20 protein-coding genes are annotated in these 21,448 nt (G+C 68.5%); 11 read left to right on the top strand and 9 right to left on the bottom strand.

What is annotated here, in order from left to right; all coding sequences use genetic code 11:
* Positions 1 to 71 precede the first annotated feature (71 nt).
* The 11 genes from LQV45_RS00430 to LQV45_RS00380 all read left to right on the top strand — a co-directional run bounded on the left by LQV45_RS00430 (position 72) and on the right by LQV45_RS00380 (position 11,802).
* Entirely contained in the window at positions 72 to 908 is an 837-nt protein-coding gene (locus LQV45_RS00430; RefSeq protein ID WP_230005233.1) for an ABC transporter permease, read from the top strand.
* Complete coding sequence (locus tag LQV45_RS00425) at positions 905 to 1,645, top strand: ABC transporter ATP-binding protein (RefSeq protein WP_230005232.1); 741 nt, start codon at positions 905 to 907, stop codon at positions 1,643 to 1,645. Before LQV45_RS00430 ends, LQV45_RS00425 begins: the two co-directional genes overlap by 4 nt.
* A 27-nt stretch (positions 1,646 to 1,672) precedes the next feature.
* Positions 1,673 to 2,923, top strand: coding sequence for an acyltransferase (locus LQV45_RS00420; RefSeq protein WP_230005231.1), 1,251 nt, complete (start codon positions 1,673 to 1,675; stop codon positions 2,921 to 2,923).
* Positions 2,916 to 3,806 (top strand): glycosyltransferase, encoded by an 891-nt coding sequence (locus tag LQV45_RS00415; protein ID WP_230005230.1) that lies wholly within the window; start codon positions 2,916 to 2,918, stop codon positions 3,804 to 3,806. Before LQV45_RS00420 ends, LQV45_RS00415 begins: the two co-directional genes overlap by 8 nt.
* Positions 3,787 to 4,923 carry a glycosyltransferase family A protein gene (locus tag LQV45_RS00410; protein ID WP_230005229.1) on the top strand — a complete coding sequence of 379 codons (1,137 nt, stop codon included), beginning with the start codon at positions 3,787 to 3,789 and terminating at the stop codon, positions 4,921 to 4,923. The genes LQV45_RS00415 and LQV45_RS00410 overlap by 20 nt, the downstream gene beginning before the upstream one ends.
* Entirely contained in the window at positions 4,920 to 5,561 is a 642-nt protein-coding gene (locus LQV45_RS00405; RefSeq protein ID WP_230005228.1) for an acetyltransferase, read from the top strand. The genes LQV45_RS00410 and LQV45_RS00405 overlap by 4 nt, the downstream gene beginning before the upstream one ends.
* Position 5,562: 1 nt before the next feature.
* Complete coding sequence (locus tag LQV45_RS00400) at positions 5,563 to 6,696, top strand: DegT/DnrJ/EryC1/StrS aminotransferase family protein (RefSeq protein WP_230005227.1); 1,134 nt, start codon at positions 5,563 to 5,565, stop codon at positions 6,694 to 6,696.
* The gene (locus tag LQV45_RS00395; RefSeq protein ID WP_230005226.1) at positions 6,696 to 7,646 is read left to right on the top strand and encodes a glycosyltransferase family 2 protein; all 951 of its coding nucleotides are present in this window, start codon (positions 6,696 to 6,698) and stop codon (positions 7,644 to 7,646) included. Before LQV45_RS00400 ends, LQV45_RS00395 begins: the two co-directional genes overlap by 1 nt.
* Positions 7,647 to 7,757: 111 nt before the next feature.
* Complete coding sequence (locus LQV45_RS00390; protein WP_230005225.1) at positions 7,758 to 9,866, top strand: hypothetical protein; 2,109 nt, start codon at positions 7,758 to 7,760, stop codon at positions 9,864 to 9,866.
* A gap of 60 nt (positions 9,867 to 9,926) precedes the next feature.
* On the top strand, positions 9,927 to 10,862 hold the full coding sequence (locus LQV45_RS00385) for a glycosyltransferase family A protein (protein WP_230005224.1): 936 nt from the start codon (positions 9,927 to 9,929) through the stop codon (positions 10,860 to 10,862).
* Positions 10,863 to 10,926: 64 nt separating this feature from the next.
* A complete protein-coding gene (locus LQV45_RS00380; RefSeq protein WP_230005223.1) occupies positions 10,927 to 11,802 on the top strand; it encodes an NAD(P)-dependent oxidoreductase in 876 nt (291 codons plus the stop codon).
* Positions 11,803 to 11,808: 6 nt separating this feature from the next.
* Here the strand turns inward: LQV45_RS00380 and LQV45_RS00375 are convergent, their stop codons facing one another.
* The 9 genes from LQV45_RS00375 to LQV45_RS00335 all read right to left on the bottom strand — a co-directional run.
* On the bottom strand, positions 11,809 to 12,306 hold the full coding sequence (locus LQV45_RS00375) for a hypothetical protein (RefSeq protein ID WP_230005222.1): 498 nt from the start codon (positions 12,304 to 12,306) through the stop codon (positions 11,809 to 11,811).
* 86 nt (positions 12,307 to 12,392) lie between these two features.
* Entirely contained in the window at positions 12,393 to 13,535 is a 1,143-nt protein-coding gene (locus LQV45_RS00370) for a dTDP-4-dehydrorhamnose 3,5-epimerase family protein (protein WP_374208115.1), read from the bottom strand.
* Positions 13,532 to 14,527 carry a dTDP-glucose 4,6-dehydratase gene (gene rfbB, locus LQV45_RS00365; RefSeq protein ID WP_230005221.1) on the bottom strand — a complete coding sequence of 332 codons (996 nt, stop codon included), beginning with the start codon at positions 14,525 to 14,527 and terminating at the stop codon, positions 13,532 to 13,534. Before rfbB ends, LQV45_RS00370 begins: the two co-directional genes overlap by 4 nt.
* A complete protein-coding gene (gene rfbA / locus LQV45_RS00360) occupies positions 14,524 to 15,396 on the bottom strand; it encodes a glucose-1-phosphate thymidylyltransferase RfbA (protein WP_230005220.1) in 873 nt (290 codons plus the stop codon). Before rfbA ends, rfbB begins: the two co-directional genes overlap by 4 nt.
* Positions 15,397 to 15,440: 44 nt before the next feature.
* Positions 15,441 to 17,675, bottom strand: a complete 2,235-nt coding sequence (locus tag LQV45_RS00355; protein ID WP_230005219.1) for a glycosyltransferase — start codon at positions 17,673 to 17,675, stop codon at positions 15,441 to 15,443.
* A 37-nt stretch (positions 17,676 to 17,712) separates the two neighbouring features.
* Positions 17,713 to 18,843, bottom strand: a complete 1,131-nt coding sequence (locus tag LQV45_RS00350) for an NAD(P)-dependent oxidoreductase (RefSeq protein ID WP_230005218.1) — start codon at positions 18,841 to 18,843, stop codon at positions 17,713 to 17,715.
* 229 nt (positions 18,844 to 19,072) lie between these two features.
* Positions 19,073 to 20,017, bottom strand: coding sequence for a UDP-glucuronic acid decarboxylase family protein (locus LQV45_RS00345; RefSeq protein ID WP_230005217.1), 945 nt, complete (start codon positions 20,015 to 20,017; stop codon positions 19,073 to 19,075).
* Between the two features lie 42 nt (positions 20,018 to 20,059).
* Positions 20,060 to 20,770, bottom strand: coding sequence for a hypothetical protein (locus LQV45_RS00340; RefSeq protein ID WP_230005216.1), 711 nt, complete (start codon positions 20,768 to 20,770; stop codon positions 20,060 to 20,062).
* A gap of 180 nt (positions 20,771 to 20,950) precedes the next feature.
* A partial coding sequence (locus LQV45_RS00335; RefSeq protein WP_230005215.1) for a glycosyltransferase occupies positions 20,951 to 21,448 on the bottom strand: 498 nt, incomplete at its 5' end.

Genomic DNA, 21,448 nt, shown 5'->3' with positions numbered 1-21,448 from the left:
AGGCCGATCGCTCAGGAGCGTGTGCGGTAGATTTATCGCTTGTTGTGTTCGGCTGATTGACGCGAGGTTTCATGGGCTATCTGAGAGAGCTTCTCTCGGCGCGAGAGCTGTTGGCCAACCTCGCACTGCGGGAGATCCGCGGCAAATACAAGCGCACCGTGCTCGGACAATTGTGGTCGCTGGCGAATCCGCTGGCGCTCATGCTCATCTACACCGCGGTGTTCTCCCTCATCCTGCGGGTCAAGCCCGACCCGGGTGATCCCAGCGGTCTCGACGTGTTCGCCCTGTGGCTGCTGGCCGGTCTGCTCCCGTGGCTGTTCTTCTCGAACGCCGTCTCGGTCGGGATGGGATCGCTCGTCGACAACGCGAGCCTGATCCAGAAGGTGTACTTCCCGCGCATCGTCCTGCCGCTGTCGATCGTGCTGTCGATCGCATACACCTGGCTCATCGAGACGCTCGTCCTCGTGGTCATCCTGAGCATCTTCGGGGCGATCGTGTGGCCATGGATCCCGCTCGTGCTGGCCGCGATGGCGCTGCTGATCCTGTTCTCCGCGGGACTCGCACTGATGCTCTCGGTGGCGAACGTCTACTTCCGCGACACGCAGTACCTTCTCAGCCTGGTCATGCAGTTCTGGCTCTACCTGACGCCCATCATCTACCCCGTGTCGTACGTCGAGAACCTGTCCGCCTCGACCGGGCCGCTGTTCGGGACCTCCGTCACGGTGCTCGATCTCTATCGGCTCAATCCGATGGACCGTTTCGTGGAGATCTTCCGGACCCTGCTCTACGACAACACCTTCCCGGACCCGGGCGACTGGTCGGCCGCGGCGATCTGGGCCCTGGTATCCCTCGTGGTCGGGCTGTGGCTCTTCCGGCGAAGCGAACGACGATTGGCGGAGGTCCTGTGAGCACTGGTCAGGTCGAGATCGAGGGCGTCGGCAAGAAGTTCCGGCTCTACAAGGAGCGGAACCAGAGCCTGAAGTCGGCTGTGATGCGGGGCCGCATCTCGGTGCACAAGGACTTCTGGGCGGTACGCGACGTCAGCTTCACGGTGCCGGCGGGTTCCACCTTCGGTCTCATCGGAGGCAACGGATCCGGCAAATCGACGCTCCTCAAGTGCCTCGCGCGCATCCTGGTGCCCGACGAGGGCAGCATCCGCCCCGAGGGCAAGGTCGCAGCGCTGCTCGAGGTCGGATCCGGTTTCCACCCGGAGCTGACCGGCCGTGAGAACGTCTTCCTCAACGGCTCGATCCTGGGGATGTCCCAGCGCGACATCAAGGCCAAGTTCGACGAGATCGTGGACTTCTCGGGGGTATCGGACTTCATCGATCAGCCGGTGAAGAACTACTCCTCCGGGATGTACGTCCGTCTCGGTTTCGCCGTGGCGATCAACGTCGATCCCGATATCCTCGTGGTCGACGAGGTCCTGGCGGTCGGTGATGTCGAGTTCCAGGAGAAATGCGCGGAGAAGTTCGCCGAGTTCAAGCGCAACGGGAAGACGGTCATCCTCGTGAGCCACGCCATGGGTGCGGTGAAAGAGATGTGCGATAACGTCGCGTGGATGAAGGACGGCTCCCTCGTGGAGACGGGTTCCGCAGACGTCGTGATCGAGAAGTACCTCGCATCGCTGCACCATGACGGTTGACGACGCGCTTCGCGAAGGGGCGACAGCATGGTTTCCGTGAGCTCGACCGGCAGGGTCCCGGCGTCGAACCTCCTGCGCGGTTCCGGCGTCTCGCTCGGCGAGGCACTCAACGGGCATCGCAATTCCCTCGGAATCCTTCGCCTGATCCTGGCGTCCCTCGTCATCGTCGATCATGCTTTCCCCCTCGGCGGCTTCGGTGAGGATCCGTTCTGGCGTTATACCAACGGCCAGACCTCGCTGGGCGGGCTCGCCGTCGGGGGATTCTTCGCCGTCAGCGGCTACCTGATCGTGAAGAGCGGTGTCGCCACCGATATCGTGCAGTTCCTCTGGCGACGCGCGATCCGCATCTTCCCCGCCTTCTGGGGTGTCCTCGTCTTCGCGGCGTTCGTGGTGGGCCCCGCGGTCTGGTGGGGAACGGGCCGCGACCTCGGACAGTACTTCACCCTCGGCCCGGGCGGCCCCGTCTCGTACCTGACCTCGAACTGGACGCTCACGATCGGGTCGTACGGCATCCACGACATCTTCGTCGACACCCCCTACGGGCAGACCGTGCAGGCGAGCGTGTTCAACGGTTCGCTGTGGACGCTCGCCTACGAGTGGGGCTGCTACCTCATGATCGCCGTCCTCGCGGTCTCGGCGGTTCTGGCGCGCGCTCGAGTCCTGGTCCCCGTCCTGACGGGAGCTCTGCTGCTCGCCCACATCGCGTCGGTCCTGGCCCCGGAACGCGTGGGCGCCGTCGTGCCGCTGCTCGCCGATCCTCAGGTGATCTTCCTCGGGTCGGCGTTCCTCGTGGGGGCGACGCTGGGGATCTACTCGGAGCGCATCCCCTACGACGACCGCCTCGGGATCCTGTCCGCCGTCGTCCTGGTGGTGACGATGTTCACGGGCGGGTTCGCCGTGCTGGGAATCCCGGCCGGGGGATACCTGGTGCTCTACCTCGCCGCACGTCTTCCTCGGTCCTTCCAGTGGATCGGAGCCAAGAACGACTACTCCTACGGCGTCTACGTCTACGGGTTCCTGGTGCAGCAGTGCCTCGCGCAGGTGGAGGCGTATCGGTGGGGGTACGTGCTCTTCACCCTCGCTGCGTTCCCGGTGACCTTCGCCCTGGCGTGGCTCAGCTGGCATCTGATCGAGAAGCGCGCTCTCGCGCTCAAGTCCTGGGGCCCCGGGAGAGGCATCGCCTACTGGCGATCGTGGTGGGCGTCCCGATCACGTCGAGCCGCCTCGCCGAAGCCGACGGCCGCGGCCGAAACCGACAAAGGAACCCTGTATGGCTAGACGAGTGACGGTTCAATCGGTGCTGTACGCGAACTCGCCGCGGGATGTGCGCCGGGCCGCCGAAGCGGCCTTCAACACCCTGGAGCGCGCGACCGCCGCCGGCGTCATCGACGGGTGGGACTACCGGCTCGGCGACTGCGCGCCGACCCCGACGTTGTCGGACGACACGGTCGCCGCCATCTCCGCGGATGCCGAGGCCGCCGGCGGCCGAAGCGACGTGGAGTACTTCGGGGCCAACCTCGGTTCGGCGGCCGGGCACAACAGGCTCGCGGCGAAATCCACCGCCGACGTCCTGCTCTTCCTCAACCCCGACGCGCAGATGGCCCCGGACACGGTGGAACTGCTCGTACGGGCGTTGCGACCGGATGTCGGTGTCGTCGAGGCGCGGCAGGTCCCGCTCGACCACCCGAAGGAGTACGCCCCCACCACCGGTGACACCAGCTGGGCTTCCACGGCGTGCGCGGTCACACCGCGCGAGCTCTTCGAGCGCGTCGGGGGCTTCGACGCAGCGACGTTCTTCCTCTACGGCGATGACGTGGACTACTCGTGGCGCGTGCGTCTGGAAGGCCTGCGCGTGCTCTTCGAGCCTGCGGCGGCGGTGTTCCACGACAAGCGTCTTCTCATCGATTCCGGGTGGCCGGTGAGTCCTGCCGAGCAGTACTACTCCGCCGAGGCCTCGCTCTTGATCGCCCACAAGTACTCCAACCCCGAGCGGGTCGAGCATCTTCTGTCCCTCTTCGAATCGAGCGATGCAGAATTCCTCCAGCGTGCCTGGCGCGCGTTCGAGGCGCGTCGAGCCGCGGGGGAGCTGCCCGAGCCGATCGATCCGCAACACACCGTGGCCAGATTCATCGGAGATCACTATGCCCAGCACCGCTTCTGATCCGGCGGCGCGCATCGAGCGCCTCCCCGCGTCGCGCGTGGACTCCCTGTCCGCGCTGTTCCACCACATCGAGGATCAGCCCGGCAGCAGTCGCGGTGCCCACCGCATCGCCGACCTCGTGGGTGTCGAGCTGGCCCAGGCGGCGGCGTCGCGGACGTACTTCCTGACGGTGGTCTTGCGGACCCAGGGTCATCGATCCGAGACCCTCCGAGACTCGTTGCTGTGCCTCGCCGGGCAGAGCTCCGACGACTTCGAGGTCTTGGTGATGTGTCATCACACCGATGAGGACGAGCAGCGGACGGTGGAAGAGCTCGTCGCGGCGCAGCCGCGCAGCTTCCGGGAACGCATCCGCGTCGTGCGCGTCTCCGGCGGTCGTCGCGCCCGGCCGTTGAACGAGGCCGTCGAGCTCTCGCGCGGGCGCTACCTCTCCTTCTTCGACGACGACGATCTCGTGTTCGGCCACTGGGTCGAGACTTTCGCCCGCGTGGCCGAGCGCGAGCCGGGCAAACTCATCCGGTCGGTCGTCTCCTCCCAGAGGGCGCGCCACGAGACGTGGTCGGGCGGTCGGGACGGATTCCGTCACGTCTCCTGGCCCCGCGCCGAGTATCCGGCGCGGTTCGACCAGTTCGCCCACCTGCGGATGAACTTCTCACCCTTCATGGGGTGGGCCTTCCCGTGCCAGCTCTTCACCGTCGCGGGGCTGCGATTCGACGAAGAGCTGTACGTCTGCGAGGACTGGGACATGATCCTGCGCGGTTCGCTCCTGCTGGGTGTCGCCGACGCCGGAGAGATGACAGCGATCTACCGTCGCTGGGAGGGGCGATCGTCCTCGTACACGGTGCACGACCAGACCCAGTGGCAGGCTTCGCAGTTGCGGGTGACGGCGAAGCTCGACGAGCACATCGTGCTCGGACGCGCCGGAACCGTTGCGGAGATCATCTCGCTGTTGGACGATCGCGACGAACTGCACCGTGTCCGCGGGCATCTGGACGCCATCCTGCGCAGCCGCGGCTTCCGGTACGCCGCCCCGATCCGGTTCGCCATGCGCGTCGCGGACTTCGGAAGACGCAAGACGCAGGGCATTCGAGCGAAAGTCTCGAAGCGAACCTCGCCGTGACTCAGGATTCGCCGTTCGGCATCCTCGGTGCGGGGGGCCAAGCCCGGGAGGTCGCCGACTTCGCGGAGCGTCCCGTGGCGTTCTTCGCGGTGGACGATCGCTTCGTCGCGGACGCCACTCTCGAGGGTGTGGAGGGCGCGGTCGTCGCGCTCCCCGGTTCCGAGGAACAGCGGATCGTACCCGTGGTCGCCGCAATCGGCGCCCCCGGAGCGCGTCGGGGTATCGTTTCCCGATGGTCCGGCTCCGATTTCGCCCGCGTGATCTCGCCGGCCGCGTACCTCGCCCGAGATGTGCAGCTGGGAGCCGGTGTGATGATCGCCCCGACCGCCGTGCTGATGGCAGGGGTCGTCGTGGGTGACCACGTGCTCGTGAACGCCGGTGCGTCCGTCGGACACGACTCCGTGCTGCGGGACTACGCGACCCTGTCGCCGGGAGTGCGCGTCGCCGGCCGATGCGACATCGGCTCCGGTGCCTTCATCGGCATCGGAGCGATGATCCTGCAGGGCGTCCGCGTGGGCGACGGAGCCGTCATCGGTGCCGGAGCCGTCGTTCGCCGCGATGTCGGACCGCTCGAAGTCCACGTGGGAGTGCCCGCTCGTCGCCTGCGCACAGAGGGGAAGTGGCTCGATGTCGTTTGACGTGCCTTTCATCCGCCCCGTGTTCCCGCCCGCCGATGTCATCGCCCACGATGTGACCGACATCGTCGGATCGAACTGGTACACCAACTTCGGCCCGAAGGAACGGCTGTTCGCCGAGCGCATCGCGGGCGCGGTCGGTGAGCAGATGCACGCCGCCACGTTCTGCAACGCCACCGTCGCTCTCGTCGCGGCGCTGTCCGTGGTCCTGGGCGACCCACCGACCTCCGCCGTCGGCGGGCGTCAGCACGTCATCGTGCCCTCGTTCACGTTCGCGGCCGGCGCGCACGCCATCCAGGCGGTCGGCCGAGAGCCCCTGTTCATCGATATCGACCCGGACAGCCTCCAGCCCTCGCTCCATGCCGCGGCGGACGTGCTGACGACGCGGCGTTCCGAGGTCGACGGCATCCTGCTCTGCAACTCCTTCGGTATCGGCAACGCCGAGGTGGCGGCCTGGGAGGCCCTCGCGCGCGCACACGACCTGCCCGTCGTCATCGATTCCGCCGCAGGTTACGGCAGTCGTTACCCCGACTCGACGGCGGTCGGCACGCGGGGGACGTGTGAAGTCTTCTCCTTCCACGCCACCAAACCCTTCGCCATCGGCGAAGGCGGCGCGATCCTCTCCCGCGACCCCGATCTCATCGAGCGTGCGCGTTCCTTCTCCAATTTCGGCTTCGCCGCGGGCGGTGCGGTCCGCTGGGGTCTGAACGGCAAACTGCAGGAGATCAACGCCGCGATCGGCCTCCGCCAGCTCGAGCGATTCGACGAGGCCCTGACTGCGCGTCGCGCGCTGCTGGCCCGATATGCGGACGTGTTCTCGGCGTTGCCCGGTGCACACACCGTCGTCCACTCCGACATCTCTTCTGTGTGCTTCGCCACCGTGGTGCTGCCCGACGAGACGGTGCGCGACGACATTCTCGAGCAAGCGCGTGCCGCCGGTATCGAGGCACGCGTGTATTACGCGCCGCCCGTCCATCTGCAGCCGCGTTTCCGTGACGTCTCCCGCCACGGCTCGCTCGCGGTCACCGAGGACATCAGTCGTCGAACGATCGCCCTTCCCGTCTTCGAAGGGCTTCCGACCCACGTGTTCGAGACCTTCGAGACCATCATCGACCGAATCATGGCAAGGAGCAGCTGATGCCCGATCCCGCCGCCGAAGACCACTCCACCCCCTCCGAGGGGAGCCTTGCCGAGATCGCGGCCCGCCTCGCGCGTCTCGAGACCCTTGTCGGCGACATGTCGGCCGTCCAGCTCGGATTTCGCGACGAGACCCGGGGATGGTGGCGCGAGACCGACGCTCTCGTGCGTCACCTCGAGTTGCGGTCGCAGGCCCAGATCGAGGCGGCTCGCCGAGAGCGCGACGACATCGCGGGTCTGCGGGCCTCCCTGGCCGCGTTCCGCGCTCAGCCGGGGTACGACGCCTTGTGGGACGACGCCGAGCCGCTCGTGACGGTGCGGATCGCGTCCTACAACCGCACACGCGAGCTCGTCGAAGTGGCCCTGGCTTCCGTGATGCAGCAGACCTACCAACGATTCGAGGTCGTCGTCGTCAACGACGGACCGAACCCCCGCACCCGCGAGGCACTCGAGAAGCTGGGCGATCCGCGCGTGCGGTATTTCGAGCTGCCCGAGCGCGGGGCATACCCTGCGCATCCCCACCTGCGGTGGCTGGTGGCGGGATCTCCGGCCATGAACGAGGCGGCACGTCGGGCAGAGGGTGCGTGGATCGCACCGCTCGACGACGACGACGAGTTCGCCGCCGATCACATCGAACGCCTGCTCCAGCTCGCCCGGACCGAGCGCGCGGAGCTGGCCTACGGCGCTCTCATCCAGCGCGACCGGACCGAGGGAGTCGACCGGGTGATCTTCAGCGACCCACCCGCGGCGGGAGCCTTCAGTTTCCAATCGACCCTGTACCTGGCGGGGATGCGGTTCTTCGAGTACGACACGGAGAGCTGGCGCGTCGACGAACCGGGGGACTGGAACCTGGCGAGGCGGATGGTGGCCGCCGGTGTGCGGATGAGTGCGACGGACGAGATCCATGCCTTCATGAACATGGTTCGCTTCGATCAGCGCGACGATGCCTGAGGAATGTCCCGTCCTCTCGGCGGTCCGTCGCGCTTCCACGCGACGAGCATGACAGTCTAGCCGGACGGCGTGCGGGTTCGGCGGACGCCTGGTGCTCAGGAAGGCCCCCACATGCGCACATCGTCGCTGATGCGTCGCGGACCACTCGCCCTCGCCGCGATCGTGGCGCTCGTCCTCGGAATCGGTCTGCCCGTGGCCGGCGTCGGCACCGCCCAGCCCGCCGTCGCGGCGGACGCGTCGCGTTTCGATCCGGGTCTGCTGATCACGGATGAGAACTTCTACGACGGCGCCGCGATGTCGACGGACGACGTGCAGAAGTTCCTCGATGACAACAACCGGTGCGGCCAGCGCAGCAACTGTCTCGCCGCGCTCCGGGGGAACACGCCCTCGATGGCGGCATCCCGGTACTGCCAGGCCCTCGACGGGCGGTCGCAGGAGTCGGCCGCGAGCATGATCGCGCGCGTCGGTGCCGCGTGCAGCATCAGCCAGCGGACGCTCCTGGTCATGCTCCAGAAGGAGCAGGGCCTCATCACCTCGTCGAACCCCTCGCAGTACGCGCTCGACCACGCGCTGGGGCAGTCGTGCCCCGATACGGCTCCGTGCGATCCGGCTTTCGCCGGTTTCTTCACCCAGCTGTACTACGGTGCCCGCCAGTTCCAGATCTACCGCGTCACCGCCACGACGGGCGGATGGAACTACCGTGCGGGCCGCGTCAACAACATCGGCTACCACCCGGACCCGCGCCGCAACTGCGGCACGAAGGCCGTGTTCATCCAGAACCAGGCCACGGCCGGTCTGTACATCTACACGCCGTACACCCCGAACGACGCGGCGATGCGCAACCTGTACGGCGAGGGTGATCAGTGCTCGGCGTATGGCAACCGCAATTTCTGGCGGATGTGGACCGACTGGTTCGGCGACCCCACGAAGAACACGAAATCCCCGGTCGGTGTACTGACGGAGATGACGGCCACCGAGGACGGGCTGCTGCTCGCCGGATGGGCCGTCGACGGCGACGCGCTCACCTCCCCGGTGCAGATCCGCGTGGACGTCGGGGGCGTGGCCTCCTACCTCACCGCGGATCAGCCGTATCAAGCGGTCGCCGACAACTTCCCCGGCGCGGGGGCCGCGCATGGTTTCCGCGGAGTCGTCGCGGGTCCGCCGGGCACCACGCAGAACGTCTGCGTGACGATGGTCAACCAAGGCACCGGTTCCGATCAGTCCCTCGGATGTCGGGCTGTGGATCTGCCCGCCCGTGTGTCACCGCGGGGCGAGCTGAAGGACCTGTGGACCACGACGGCCGGCATCCACTTCTGGGGCTGGGCCATCGACCCCGATGCGGTGAAGACGACCGTGGACCTGCACATCCTCGTCGACAAGACCTGGTACGTGGTCAAGGCCGACCAGAAGTACGCTCTCGGGCCGGAGCTCGTCGCGGGCGCCAACTACCAGCACGGGTTCGGTGCCGTGTTGCCGATCCCGGCCGGTCCGCACACGATCTGTCTGACGATGATCAACAAGAACGCGGGCACCAACGTCGCATTCGGATGCCGTGACGTCACGGTGCCCTCGGTCGCCGACGTGTCGCCTCAGGGCGAGCTGCAGACCGTCTCGTCCGACGGGCGGGTGCTGAACGTGTCGGGGTGGGTCGTCGATCCCGACGCCGCGTCCTCGGCCGTCCCGGTGATCGTCCAGGTCGACTCGCAGTGGTACCGCTGGTCCGCCGATGCGGAGAACCGTTCGTCGTTGACGAAGTTCCCCACGGCCGGCTCCTCGCACGGATACGCGGGCACCGTCCCGATCAAGCCGGGCTCGCACTGGATCTGCGTCTACTACCTCAACGCGAACGACGGCGCCGACCCGGCCGCCGCCTGTCGGCAGTTCTCGGTGCCCCAGCCGAAGGACCAGTCCCCGGTGACGCGGATGATGGGCGCCTGGCCGTCCCAGAACGGAGTGACGCTGTGGGGGTACGCCTTCGACCCCGACGCCCTGGAAGGGTCGACGGACGTCATCGTGCAGCTGGATTCGCAGTGGTACAGGTGGACCGCCGATCGTTCCTACGCGCCGCTGACCGACACCTACCCGGATGCCGGCACCGAGCGCGGCTACGTGGGAGAGATCCCCACCACGCCGGGACTGCACTGGTTGTGCACGTACGCCGTCAATCGCAATGCCGGCTCGGACACGAAGCCCGCCTGTCAGCAGATCCGGACGCCGTGACGCGGCCCGCTCGAGGTACCTCGGCGAGCCGTCCGACGCCGGTCCTTTAAGCTGAGTCCCGTGCCTGTGCGTGTGTCGGTCGTCGTCCGGACGCGGAACCGACCGGAATTCGTGCGTCGCGCGCTGGCGGACATCGCTGCCCAGCATTTCGACGATTACGAAGTCATCGTCGTGGACGACGGCGACACCACCGACCTGGTCGAGCGCATCGTCCGGGAGTCCGACATCGCTCGGATACGCGTCATTCGGACCGAGGAGCCCCGCGGCCGCTGTCGAGCGGCCAATGCCGGCATCCGGGCGGCGGAAGGCGAGTTCGTCGTCCTGCACGACGACGATGACCGCTGGCACCCCGACTTCCTCGCGAGGACGGTGGAGCGCCTCGACGTCGACACCGAGGCCGCCGGAGTGATGACCAGCACGGCGATCGTCTACGAACGGCGAGACGGCGTGCGCTGGCGCGAGGTCGACCGGGTCCCGTTCTGGGACGGGATGCAGCGGATCTCCCTGTCGCAACTGCTCGAGATCAATCGCGCCGTTCCGATCTCCTTCCTCTACCGGCGCCGCCTGCACGACGAGCTCGGCGGCTACGACGAGTCGCTCGACGCGGTCGAGGACTGGGAGTTCTATCTGCGGGTCCTGCCGCGACACCCCATCGCGTTCCTGGCCGGTGAACCCCTCGCCTACTGGGTGCAGCGCCCGGATGCCACGGATGCCGAGGCGAACAGCACGGTGGGACTGGCGCACGAGCACGAACGTGACGACCTCGTCGTGCGCGACCGCGAGCTCGCTGCCTGGGTTCGCGGCAACGGCCTCGGGCTTCCGCTGTACCTCGCACAGCTCGAACGCCAGATCGTGGATCGCCTGTCCGAGCGGATGCAGCAGACGGTGCGCGACGAGGTACGGCGCATCGTGGGCGAGGAACTCGACGCGCGCGCGCCCATCGGTCGTCGCTGGCGTCGATGGCGATCGGGTGGTCGACGAAACGATCGCTCGTGACCGGTTGCCGTCGATTCTTCCGTTCTGGAAGGGATCAGCGACGGCTCCTGACGGAGAGGGACTGATGGTGAGTGCAACGCCCGGGCTCGGAGCGATCGTCGTGACGGGTGCGGGGGGTTACGTCGGACGACACGTCGTGACGGCTCTCCTGGACCGCGGACAGGACGTACGCGCGATCGTGCGCCGGCCCACCGCGGACATCGACCCGCGCGCGCACGTGGTGGTCGCCGACGTCCTCGATCCGGACACCGACATCGGCGAGGTGCTCGGTGGGTCCGTGTCGCGGGTGGTGCACCTGGCCTGGCAGGACGGCTTCCGGCACAACGCCGAGAGTCACATGCGGCTGCTGTCGTCGCACGTGCGTTTCCTCGAGTCCGTCGCGGAGAGGGTCGAACGTGTCGTGGCGCTCGGCACCATGCACGAGGTCGGTTATTGGGAGGGGGCGATCACCGCCGAGACGCCGACCTCGCCACGATCTCAATACGGCATCGCCAAGGACGCCCTGCGCCGTTCGCTCCTGCTGTCGTCGGAGAGCTGGCAGCGTGCGGAACTGAGTTGGGTGCGCTGCTTCTACATCTATGGAGACGACCGCCGGAACAGCTCGATCTTCACTCGACTGCTCGAGGCCGTCGACGAGGGACGCACGAGCCTCCCGTTCACCACCGGAGCCAACAAGTACGACTTCATCGCGGTCCAGGATCTGGCCGCGCAGATCGCCGCCGTGACGGTGACCCCCGGGGCGACCGGAGTGATCAACTGTTGCAGTGGCGAACCGGTGTCCCTGGCGGATCAGGTCGAGGCCTTCATCCGGGACAACGCGCTGCCGATCCGGCTGGAGTACGGCGCATTCCCGGACCGTCCCTACGATTCCCCGGCCGTGTGGGGGGATTCGTCGCGCATCGACGTCATCCTGCAGCAGGAACGCTCCGACGCGCCCTGACGCGGGCTACCCGCGGCCCGCCTCGATATCCGCGAGGCGCGACGTCCAGGACTCGTCGAGGGCACCGTCGACACGTGTGCGCAGCTCGAGTTGGAAATCGTCGGAGGTGCCCGAGAGGGTGCACAGGAACATCACGTCGGAGCCGTCGTCGGTCACGCCCGGGACGGCGATCGCCCACTGATCCTGGCCCCGCTCCTGCCGTTGCGCCCGGCCCAGATCCGTTCGGGCCGGGGCGGCTCCGGATTCGAGAGCGCCGGTGACGCAGACGTCCGCGAGAGCGCGAACGGGAAAGGGATCGACGGGAGCCACGGGCGTCGGGGATGTCGACGCGCTGGGCGACGCGCCGGGGGACGCGGCGGAGGGCGAAGAGCTCGGATCGGCACTCGGCACGGGGGTGGAGGACGTCGCCGATGGGCTCGGTCCCGCGGCGGGCTCGGGCAGACATCCGGTCAGCGCGAGAACGAGACCGGTGCAACAGAGCAGAAGGGCGAGAGGACGGCGCACCCGTCGATGATAGGTCTCCGTCCGCCGGACGCTCGTCAGGCGCTCCTGGAGGTGCTCAGCTACGTGCCGAGCCCGAGTCGGGCTGGTCAGGTACCGGAGGTCTGTCGATCGACCTCGTCCGCGGAGACCGGATCGTTCCCAGAGGCGACGTGATACGTGCCGAATGCGACGCGCTCGTCGAGAAGTCGACGGATGGCTCGTGCGAGATCGACCGCCGTCCCGTCGGTCCGCACGAGGTAATGACGGGGGAGGATGGAGACCACGGCCTCTGCGGCGGCCCGCGTCTGATCGGGCGTCGCGAGGGCGCCGACGGCTCCAGCCTCGGTGCCGGTCGCGTCGATGAGGTCATTCGTCGACATCTGGACGAGGGTGATGCGGTGGGCCAGGGCCACGCGGGCCAGGGACGCCGCGGCGGTGACGTTCAGGGACCACGCCTGCGCACGGGCCTGGCGGGTTTCGGCGGCGTCGACCCGCCCGTGTGCCGCCGCGTCGATGATCGTGGCGTAGTCCCGCCACCGGCGGGCGGTCGATAGGTCGGGGGAGGTGGCGTCGAGATCGCTCCGCGTCGCGTACTCGATCCACGGGTGCTCGCCGTACTCCGCACGGAGGGCGCGACCCAGCCGGCCGTCCGCCCCTGTGACGAGGATCTTCTTCGGCGGCATGGGGACCACATCCGACAACCGGGGGTGGTTCTTGTCCTTCGCGCTGATCTCGACGTCGTCGAGGGGGATCGGCCACGCGATGGCGGCCGTCTCATCGGCGAGGTTGAGGAAGGTGTAGGTGGCATCCGGGGACCAGTGGTCGTTGACCAGATAGGTGTACGCGGTATCGGTCTCGAGCGTCTGGTACGAGTTGCCGACGCCACGCGGGACGAAGATGGCGGTCGAGGCGTCGAGCTCGGCGGTGAAAACGGCGCCGAAGGTCTCGCCCTCGCGCAGGTCTACCCACGCCCCGAAGATGCGGCCGGTCGCGACGGAGACGTACTTGTCCCAGGGCTCGGCGTGGATCCCGCGTGTGGTGCCGACCTGGTCGTTGAACGACACGTTGTTCTGCACCGGCCCGAAGTCGGGCAGATCGATGCCCGCCGCCGTCATCTTCTCGCGCTGCCAGTTCTCCTTGAACCACCCGCGGGAATCGCCGTGCACGGGCAGGTCGACCACGACGAGTCCGGGGATCGGGGTACGGCGGACGGAGAGCGGCTTCCCGAAGGCGATCGTCACGGCGTTCATTGCCCCTTGCTGGCGTAGAACGCCTCGACGCCGTCCTTCGCGGGGGCCCACCAGGCCTCGTTCTCGCGGTACCAGTCGATCGTGGCGGCCAGTCCGGATTCGAAGTCGCCGAAGGTCGGGGTCCAGCCGAGTTCGGTACGGAGCTTCGTGGAGTCGATGGCGTAGCGCAGGTCGTGTCCCGGCCGATCGGTGACGAGGTCGTACGCGTCGGTCGGTTGACCGCTGAGTGCGAGGATCAGCTCGACGACGCTCTTGTTGTCCTTCTCGCCGTCGGCGCCGATGAGGTAGGTCTCGCCGATGGCGCCTTTGTCGAGGATCGTCAGCACGGCGGACGAGTGATCGTCGGCGTGGATCCAGTCGCGGACGTTCTCGCCGGTTCCGTAGAGCTTCGGGCGGATGCCGCGCAGCACGTTCGTGATCTGGCGGGGGATGAACTTCTCCACGTGCTGGTACGGCCCGTAGTTGTTCGAGCAGTTGCTGATCGTCGCGCGCACGCCGAAGGAGCGCACCCAGGCCCGGACGAGGAGGTCGGACCCGGCCTTGGTCGAGGAATACGGCGACGAGGGGTTGTACGGCGTGCTCTCGGTGAATCGCGCGGGATCGTCCAGCTCGAGATCGCCGTACACCTCGTCGGTGGAGATGTGGTGGAAGCGCTTCTCGTGACGACGCGCCGCTTCCAGCAACGTGTAGGTACCGATGATGTTGGTGTCGAGGAAAGGTCGAGGATCGTGCAGCGAGTTGTCGTTGTGCGACTCCGCCGCGTAGTGCACGACCGCGTCGGTCTCGGCCACGAGCGGGTCCACGACCGACGCGTCGGCGATGTCGCCGACCACGAGCCGGACCCGATCCGCGGGCAGACCCGCGAGCGAGGCCCGGTTTCCGGCATAGGTGAGCTTGTCGAGCACCGTCACCGTGTGGTCGGTGTGGGTGACGACGTGGTGCACGAAATTCGAGCCGATGAAGCCTGCACCACCGGTGACGAGAAGTCTCATCGGCGTCCCCTTTCCAGCAGTACGCGCAGATAGCCTCCGTAGCCGGATTTCATCAAACGATTCGCCCTCTCCTCGAGATCATCGTCCGTGAGGAAGCCCTGACGCCAGGCGACCTCCTCGGGAACCCCGATGCGCAGACCTGTCCGCCGTTCGATGGTGCGGACGTAGTCGGCGGCATCGGTCATCTGGTCGAAGGTCCCGGTGTCCAGCCAGGCCGTGCCGCGGGGGAGGACCTCGACGCGCAGGCGGTCGGCCTCGAGGTACGCGCGGTTGATGTCGGTGATCTCGTATTCGCCGCGTGCCGACGGTCGCAGTCCCCGGGCCATCGCGACGACGTCATTGTCGTAGAAGTACAGCCCCGGGACGGCGTAGTTGCTGCGGGGGGCCGACGGCTTCTCCTCGAGCGAGACGGCGCGGCCGTCGTCGTCGAACTCGACCACGCCGTAGGCCGAGGGCTCGGCGACCCAGTACGCGAACACGGCGGCTCCGTCGATGTCGGCGAACCGCTTGAGCTGGGTGCCGAGGCCCGGGCCGTAGAGGAGGTTGTCGCCGAGCACGAGTGCGACCTTGTCGTCGCCGATGAAGTCGGCGCCGATCGTGAACGCCTGCGCGAGGCCATCCGGTGAAGGTTGCCGGGCGAACGTCAAGCTCACCCCGAACTGCGAACCGTCACCGAGGAGGCGCTCGAAGAAGGGCGCATCGTGCGGGGTCGTGATGACGAGGATGTCCCGGATGCCGGCCAGCATCAGTGTCGACAGGGGGTAGTAGATCATCGGCTTGTCGTACACCGGGATGAGCTGCTTGGAGACACCGAGGGTGATCGGATGCAGACGCGTGCCCGAACCGCCGGCGAGAATGATGCCCTTCACGTCTCTCATCGTGTCATACGGTGATTCGATCGTTGATCGACCACCTATGCCAGGGAGCGGACCACGTCGTCGAGAAGCGTGCGCGCGCGGGCGTCGAACGAGTCGCGCTCGCGAATGGTCTGCGAGATCTCCGCCAGGCGCTGCGGTGCCGGAAAGACGGTGTCCAGGTCGGAGGTCAGCAGGGTCATCAGTTCGTCGGTGTCGCGGTAGGTCAGCACGGCGCCGTCGAAGGTCTCGTCGATCCCCTCGACGTCGTCGCTGATCACGCGGCCTCCGGCGGCGACGACGTCGTACGGACGGTTGGCGATGAATCCCGCGCGCTGCATCGACGGCCAGTGATCGTTCAGGACGACGGCGGCGCTCTCGTACAGCGGCGGCAGGTCCTCGTTCCGCACGCCCGTCCCCGCGATCGCGGAGGCGGGGATCCAGCCTCGCCAGTCCGGCCCGAAGACGCGGACATCGATCCCGGCACGCACCGGCTCGACGACCGACGGCCGATAGATGCCCCTCGCGGTTCCCACGAAGACGATGTCGTCGGTGCGCTCGAGACCGGACGGATGGAAGCGGTGCACATCCGTGCACTGGAGCAGCGGTGCGATGGATCGTCCGAACCGTGCGGTCGCCCGAGCCGCCCACGGTGTCGAAGCCGCGTACACGAGATCGAAGCCGTCGAGCGCGGAGAGGGTGATCTGATCGGGGTGGCTGATGATCCACAGGACCGAGAGACCCGAGGGATTCGGATCGATCGGCTCCGGCCCCCGGAGCGCGATCGTGACGTCGTCCAGATGGCGGGTCGGACGATGCCGCGCCGGATAGGCGTCGACGACAGCCTCCTGGCCGAGGCGGCGCAGGGCATCGGCGAGGGCGCGGGCGAAGTGGACGTCACCCCACCACTCGCCGCGTGGTCCGACGGGAGCGGCGGTCCGCAGCGCCCAACGAAGGACCGGGACGACGGTCCCGTCGGGCAGCGTCACCTCTCGGCTGCGGCGTCGGAGCCGCGGCGCAGGGCCCGCGGCCGTCGGCTCCCAGCCCGCGGCGTCCAGCAGCGCATGCCCGGCGTCGAGACCGGGGGGCAGTGCGGAGGGCCGCGCGTGCGACCGGACCCGTGCGGTGAGGTCGGTGCGCAGGACCACCGGAATGCCCGCCCGACGCGCGGCCTGCGAGACGAACGCGGCGGGGTCGGGTCCGCCGTCGTCGGCGGCGAAGGCGAGATCGCGCGGGGCGGCGAACGTCGCGCCCGCGAGCGCGGGCGGCTGCACGGTCGGCGCGCCGGGGAGAGCCGACGCGTCCTCCGCCGGATGGCCCGCCAGCAATCGTCCGCCGGCATCGGCGCCCGCCGCGGCGATCGTGCCGTCGCCCTCGAGCCAGAGCGGTCCGGCGACCGCCCCGTCGCGAGCGGCGGCGGCGAGGCGCTCGAGCGTCTCCGCGGTGACGTCGTCGTTCGGGCCGCGACGGACCACCGTGACCGCATCGAGCTCCGCCCCGAGTGCGCGCAGATCGTCGTCTGTGCTCGCCGCGCTCGAACGGATGGCCTGGACGCCGTCCGCCGCGGTGGCCAGCATCACGGCCTGCACCCAGTCCTCGATGCGGCCTCCCGATTGCACCACCGTGACGCCCGCCCGGGGGTCACGCGCGAGGTGCCGGGCGAGCGAGAGGGATTCGTCGAAATCCCATTCGTCCGCGTCGAGGACGATGACGTACTCCACGGCGCGGGTCTCGGGCTGCGGTGCTCTCCCCACGGCGCCGGGACGATCGTGGCGCGCGTCGGCCACGGCGTCCAGGACGCGGGAGTGGACGAGGTCCCACGCGGGACCGGGCGTACGGGCGTCGGCGCCGACCGGGATCGAGTCGGCGGAGCGCCGACGCCACACGGCCCCGAGAGCTCCTCCTCGTTCCTCGGCGCGGTCCGGATGCCGTTCGAGGTACGCCGCCGCATCCCACACGGGGCTGATGGACAGGCCGCGGGGATCCGCGATCAGGTACGCGTACAGGGCGGGCACGCGGTGGGCGTCGGGGAGGTGGTCGCCGACCGCGGTGTCGACGAAAAGGGGATTCAGGCGCAGCCCCTGGCGGTATCCGCGCCAGACATAGCGGACGACGGCGCCCACGACTCCGACACGACGGCCGAGCTGGGCGCTGACGTACTCGGCATCCACGATTCGCGCGCCGAGGATCACCCGCGCCCACCAGACGCGGTCGAGCAGACGGACTGCCCTCCCCATCACACGGTGCGCGCGTGCGCGGCTGATCAGGACCCGCACGTCCGGTCGGCGCGTCATGCGCGGACCCGCCGACGCGAAGGGAGACGCAGGGCGCTCACTTGAGCAGTTTCCGGGCAGCCAGCTCTTCGAGGGAGCGTCGGTAGGACCCGGTCTCGATCGGTTCGCTGCGCACCCACTCGACGAACCGCTCCACCCCTTCGGCGAACGACACCGCGGGACGGAAACCGAGCGTCCTTTCCAGGTGAGTCGTGTCCGCGACGTTGTGTCGGATGTCTCCGAGGCGGTACGAGCCCGTGATCCGGGTGGGAACGCGCTCCCCGAAGCAGCGGAAGAGGGTCTCGACGACCTCGGACACGGATGTCGCCGACCCCGAGCCGACGTTGAAGACCTCACCGGCGGCGTCGGGGTGGGACACGGCGAGGGCGGTGGCTTCGACGACGTCGTCGATGTACACGAAGTCGCGACTCTCCTCGCCGTCTTCGAAGATGTCGATGTCCTGTCCCTGCCGGATGAGGGTGGAGAAGATCGACAGGATGCCGGTGTACGGGTTCTTCAGGGACTGGCCCGGTCCGTACACGTTCTGATAGCGGAGCCCGACGGCCTCGACGCCGATGGCGGGGGCCACCGTCATCACGAGCGACTCCTGCATCTGCTTCGTGATGCCGTAGACGGAGGAGGGGTGGAGGGCCGCGTCCTCCGCGGTCGGGACCATCTGCAAGGCCTCCCCGTCGTCGCCGCGGACGGCGAAGTCGCCCGCCGCCAGAGCCGCGTCGGAGCGGTGCGGCGGGTAGACGGTGCGGCCGGCGGTCGTGCGGTACGCGCCCTCGCCGTAGATGGATCGCGACGAGGCGACGACGACGCGGCGGACGGTGTGCGACTCGTTGGTCAACAGGTCCATCAGCTTCGCGGTGCCGCCGATGTTCACCTCGACATATCGATCGATCTCGTACATCGACTGACCCGTGCCGGTCTCGGCGGCGAGGTGCACCACCACGTCGACGTCGAGGAGGGCGGTGCGGAGGTCGTCGACGGACGTCACCGACCCACGCTGCACCTCGGCGATGTCTCGGACGGATGCGAGCAGAGTCGACGTCGTCTCGGGATCCTCGCCGTGCACCTGGGCGATGAGAGCGTCGAGCACTCGGACGCGGTGTCCGTCGGCGACGAGCCGCCGGGCCAGTCGGCTGCCGATGAAACCGGCGCCCCCCGTGATCAGGACGTGCATGACGTCACTCCGCCCGGTGCGGGGATCGACGCCGGGATGCGGGAAGCGCGACCGTACCGCCCGCGACGCGGGGACGCAGAGCGGAACCGGTGACAGGCGGGATGGCTTTCACCGTCTTATCGTGTCACACCCGGAACGCGCCTCCCGGGGACGGAGACGCCGGCGGCCGCGGGTGATCTGAGGCCGCGGTCGTGGCGCAGATCCGGGAGCTGCCGCGCGGGCGGCAGGCTCAGGCCGTGGCCAGAACCCCACGGAAGTACTCGATCGTGCGCTCCAGGCCCGGGCGCAGCGCCACCGTCGGCTCCCACCCGAGCTCGCGGCGGGCGAGATCGATGTTGGGCTGGCGCTGCTTGGGGTCGTCCTGGGGGAGCGGGCGGTGCTCGATGGTGGACGAGCTGCCCGTGATCTCGAGGACGGCGTTGGCCAGCTCGAGCATCGTGAACTCGCCCGGGTTTCCGACGTTGATGGGGCCGGTCACCTCGTGGCCCGTGTTCATGAGGCGCACCATGCCGTCGACGAGGTCGTCGACGAAGCAGAAGGAGCGCGTCTGGGATCCGTCACCGTAGATGGTGATCGGCTCGCCGCGGAGCGCCTGCACGATGAAGTTCGACACCACGCGTCCGTCGTTGGGGTGCATGCGTGGGCCGTACGTGTTGAAGATGCGGATGACCTTGATCGCCAGGTCATGCTGACGGCGGTAGTCGAAGAACAGCGTCTCGGCGGCGCGCTTGCCCTCGTCGTAGCAGGACCGGGTGCCGATGGGGTTGACGTTGCCCCAGTAGTCCTCGGTCTGCGGGTGCACGGCGGGGTCGCCGTAGACCTCGGAGGTCGAGGCCTGCAGGATCGGCACGCGCAAGCGCTTGGCCAGGCCGAGCATGTTGATCGCGCCCATGACGCTCGTCTTCGTGGTCTGCACCGGGTCGTGCTGGTAGTGCACGGGGGAGGCGGGACAGGCGAGGTTGTAGATCTGGTCGACCTCGACGTACAGCGGGAACGTCACGTCGTGGCGCATCAACTCGAAGCGCGGGTTTGCGAAGAGGTGCTCGACGTTGCGGCGCGACCCGGTGAAGAAGTTGTCGACGCAGATGACCTCGTGGCCCTCGGCGAGCAGACGCTCGGAAAGATGGGACCCGATGAAGCCGGCACCGCCGGTGATCAGAACTCTCGAAGACACTTCCGTAGCCTACCAGCGGCGTCCCGACCGCCCCGCGGAGGATCAGCGCGTCGCGGACACCATGCGCGCCTGGCCGAGCGTGCGTCCGAGGGTGCCCTCCAGTCGGCCGAGGAACATCGGCCAGCCGTCGGCGAGGGTGATCGGCTTCGGGTTCCGCACGCCGTACAGCAAGCCCGCGCCCGTGAAGGCCGCGCGCCACCACAGCGGGTACCCGTGAACGGCGAACGCCCGACCGGTCCCGCGCCCGTAGGCGCGCAGCTTGCGTCGGCGTTCGGCATCCGACAGTCCGAAGCCGGTGGAGATACCGTCGACGTGGACATCGGCGGGCAGCCACCGGAACTCTTGCAACAGCCGGGGCTCGTGACGCATCGCGCGCAGCAGCAGGTCAGTGCCCTCGGCCACCTGCCAGGGCGTCGCAGACCCGGGACCGAGGTCTTCGTCGAAGCCGCCCACGGCGTCGAACAGCGAGCGGCGCATGAGGATGCCCATCTCGATCACGGCCCACACGTTGTACTTGTCGAGGGGCGTGCCGGGGGTGGGAAGAGTCGTCTTCGGGCCGCGTTCGTCCCACGACGTGAAACCGCCGGCGAGGAACGCGGAGTCGTCGACGGCCACGTGCAGGGCGTCGACGGTGCCGGACGGATAGGTGGTGTTGTCGTTGGGGAACGTCACGACGGCCTCGCCCGCCGGGAGGGCGGCCACACCGGTGTTGCGGCCGAGGGAGGCGCCGCGCCCCGACGTCGTCGCGGTCACCGGGACTCCGCGCCCGGCGAACTCGGCCGCGAGGGCGGCGACGTCCTCCTGGGCGCCTTGCGCGACGAGAACGACGTGGTCGCCGTCGCGGAGCTGACTCTCGAGCGAGGTCAGGAGGTCGTCACGACGAAGCCGATGTTCACCCCTCGATTGTGCCCCGCCGACCCCGGCGACGGGGAATCAGCCCACGCGGGCGTCGATCAGGGCGCTCCACCGCTCCGCGGCCCGGCGCCACGTGAAGTCCTCGGCGTTGGCAAGGCTCCGGCGCGACAGGTCGGCGCGCAGCGACGGGTCGCGGGCGATCTCGGCGAACAAGGCCGCGAGGGCTGCGGCATCCGTCGCCGGGAAGTACCGGGCGGAATCACCGAGGATCTCACGGTTGATCGGGATGTCGGATGCCAGGACCGGGATGCCGAGCCGCTGGGCTTCGAGGGGCGGGAGACCGAACCCCTCGTGCAGCGAGGGCCAGACGAAGGCCGCCGCGCGCGAGAACGCCTCCGCGAGCTCGGCATCGCTCACGCGGCCGAGCCAGTGGATGCGGCCGGGGGCGATCCCCTTCGCGGCGGCGTGAGGCTCGAGCGCGGGATCGAGGTCGCCGACGTAGGCCACCTCGATGCCGGAATCGGCGGGGAGGAGGGCGAGGGCGTCGATCGCGGCGCGGGCTTTCTTTGCGGCTCC

The sequence above is a fragment of the Microbacterium sp. Bi128 genome, from assembly GCF_918698205.1.
This window is presented reverse-complemented; position numbering and strand designations above follow the sequence as displayed.

Coding starts and splice junctions, on each gene's coding strand:
- LQV45_RS00430 (WP_230005233.1), top strand. CDS start 72: ATGGGCTATCTGAGAGAGCTTCTCTCGGCGCGAGAGCTGTTGGCCAAC.
- LQV45_RS00420 (WP_230005231.1), top strand. CDS start 1,673: ATGGTTTCCGTGAGCTCGACCGGCAGGGTCCCGGCGTCGAACCTCCTG.
- LQV45_RS00415 (WP_230005230.1), top strand. CDS start 2,916: ATGGCTAGACGAGTGACGGTTCAATCGGTGCTGTACGCGAACTCGCCG.
- LQV45_RS00410 (WP_230005229.1), top strand. CDS start 3,787: ATGCCCAGCACCGCTTCTGATCCGGCGGCGCGCATCGAGCGCCTCCCC.
- LQV45_RS00395 (WP_230005226.1), top strand. CDS start 6,696: ATGCCCGATCCCGCCGCCGAAGACCACTCCACCCCCTCCGAGGGGAGC.
- LQV45_RS00390 (WP_230005225.1), top strand. CDS start 7,758: ATGCGCACATCGTCGCTGATGCGTCGCGGACCACTCGCCCTCGCCGCG.
- LQV45_RS00380 (WP_230005223.1), top strand. CDS start 10,927: ATGGTGAGTGCAACGCCCGGGCTCGGAGCGATCGTCGTGACGGGTGCG.
- LQV45_RS00370 (WP_374208115.1), bottom strand. CDS start 13,535: ATGAACGCCGTGACGATCGCCTTCGGGAAGCCGCTCTCCGTCCGCCGT.
- rfbB (WP_230005221.1), bottom strand. CDS start 14,527: ATGAGACTTCTCGTCACCGGTGGTGCAGGCTTCATCGGCTCGAATTTC.
- LQV45_RS00355 (WP_230005219.1), bottom strand. CDS start 17,675: ATGACGCGCCGACCGGACGTGCGGGTCCTGATCAGCCGCGCACGCGCG.
- LQV45_RS00350 (WP_230005218.1), bottom strand. CDS start 18,843: ATGCACGTCCTGATCACGGGGGGCGCCGGTTTCATCGGCAGCCGACTG.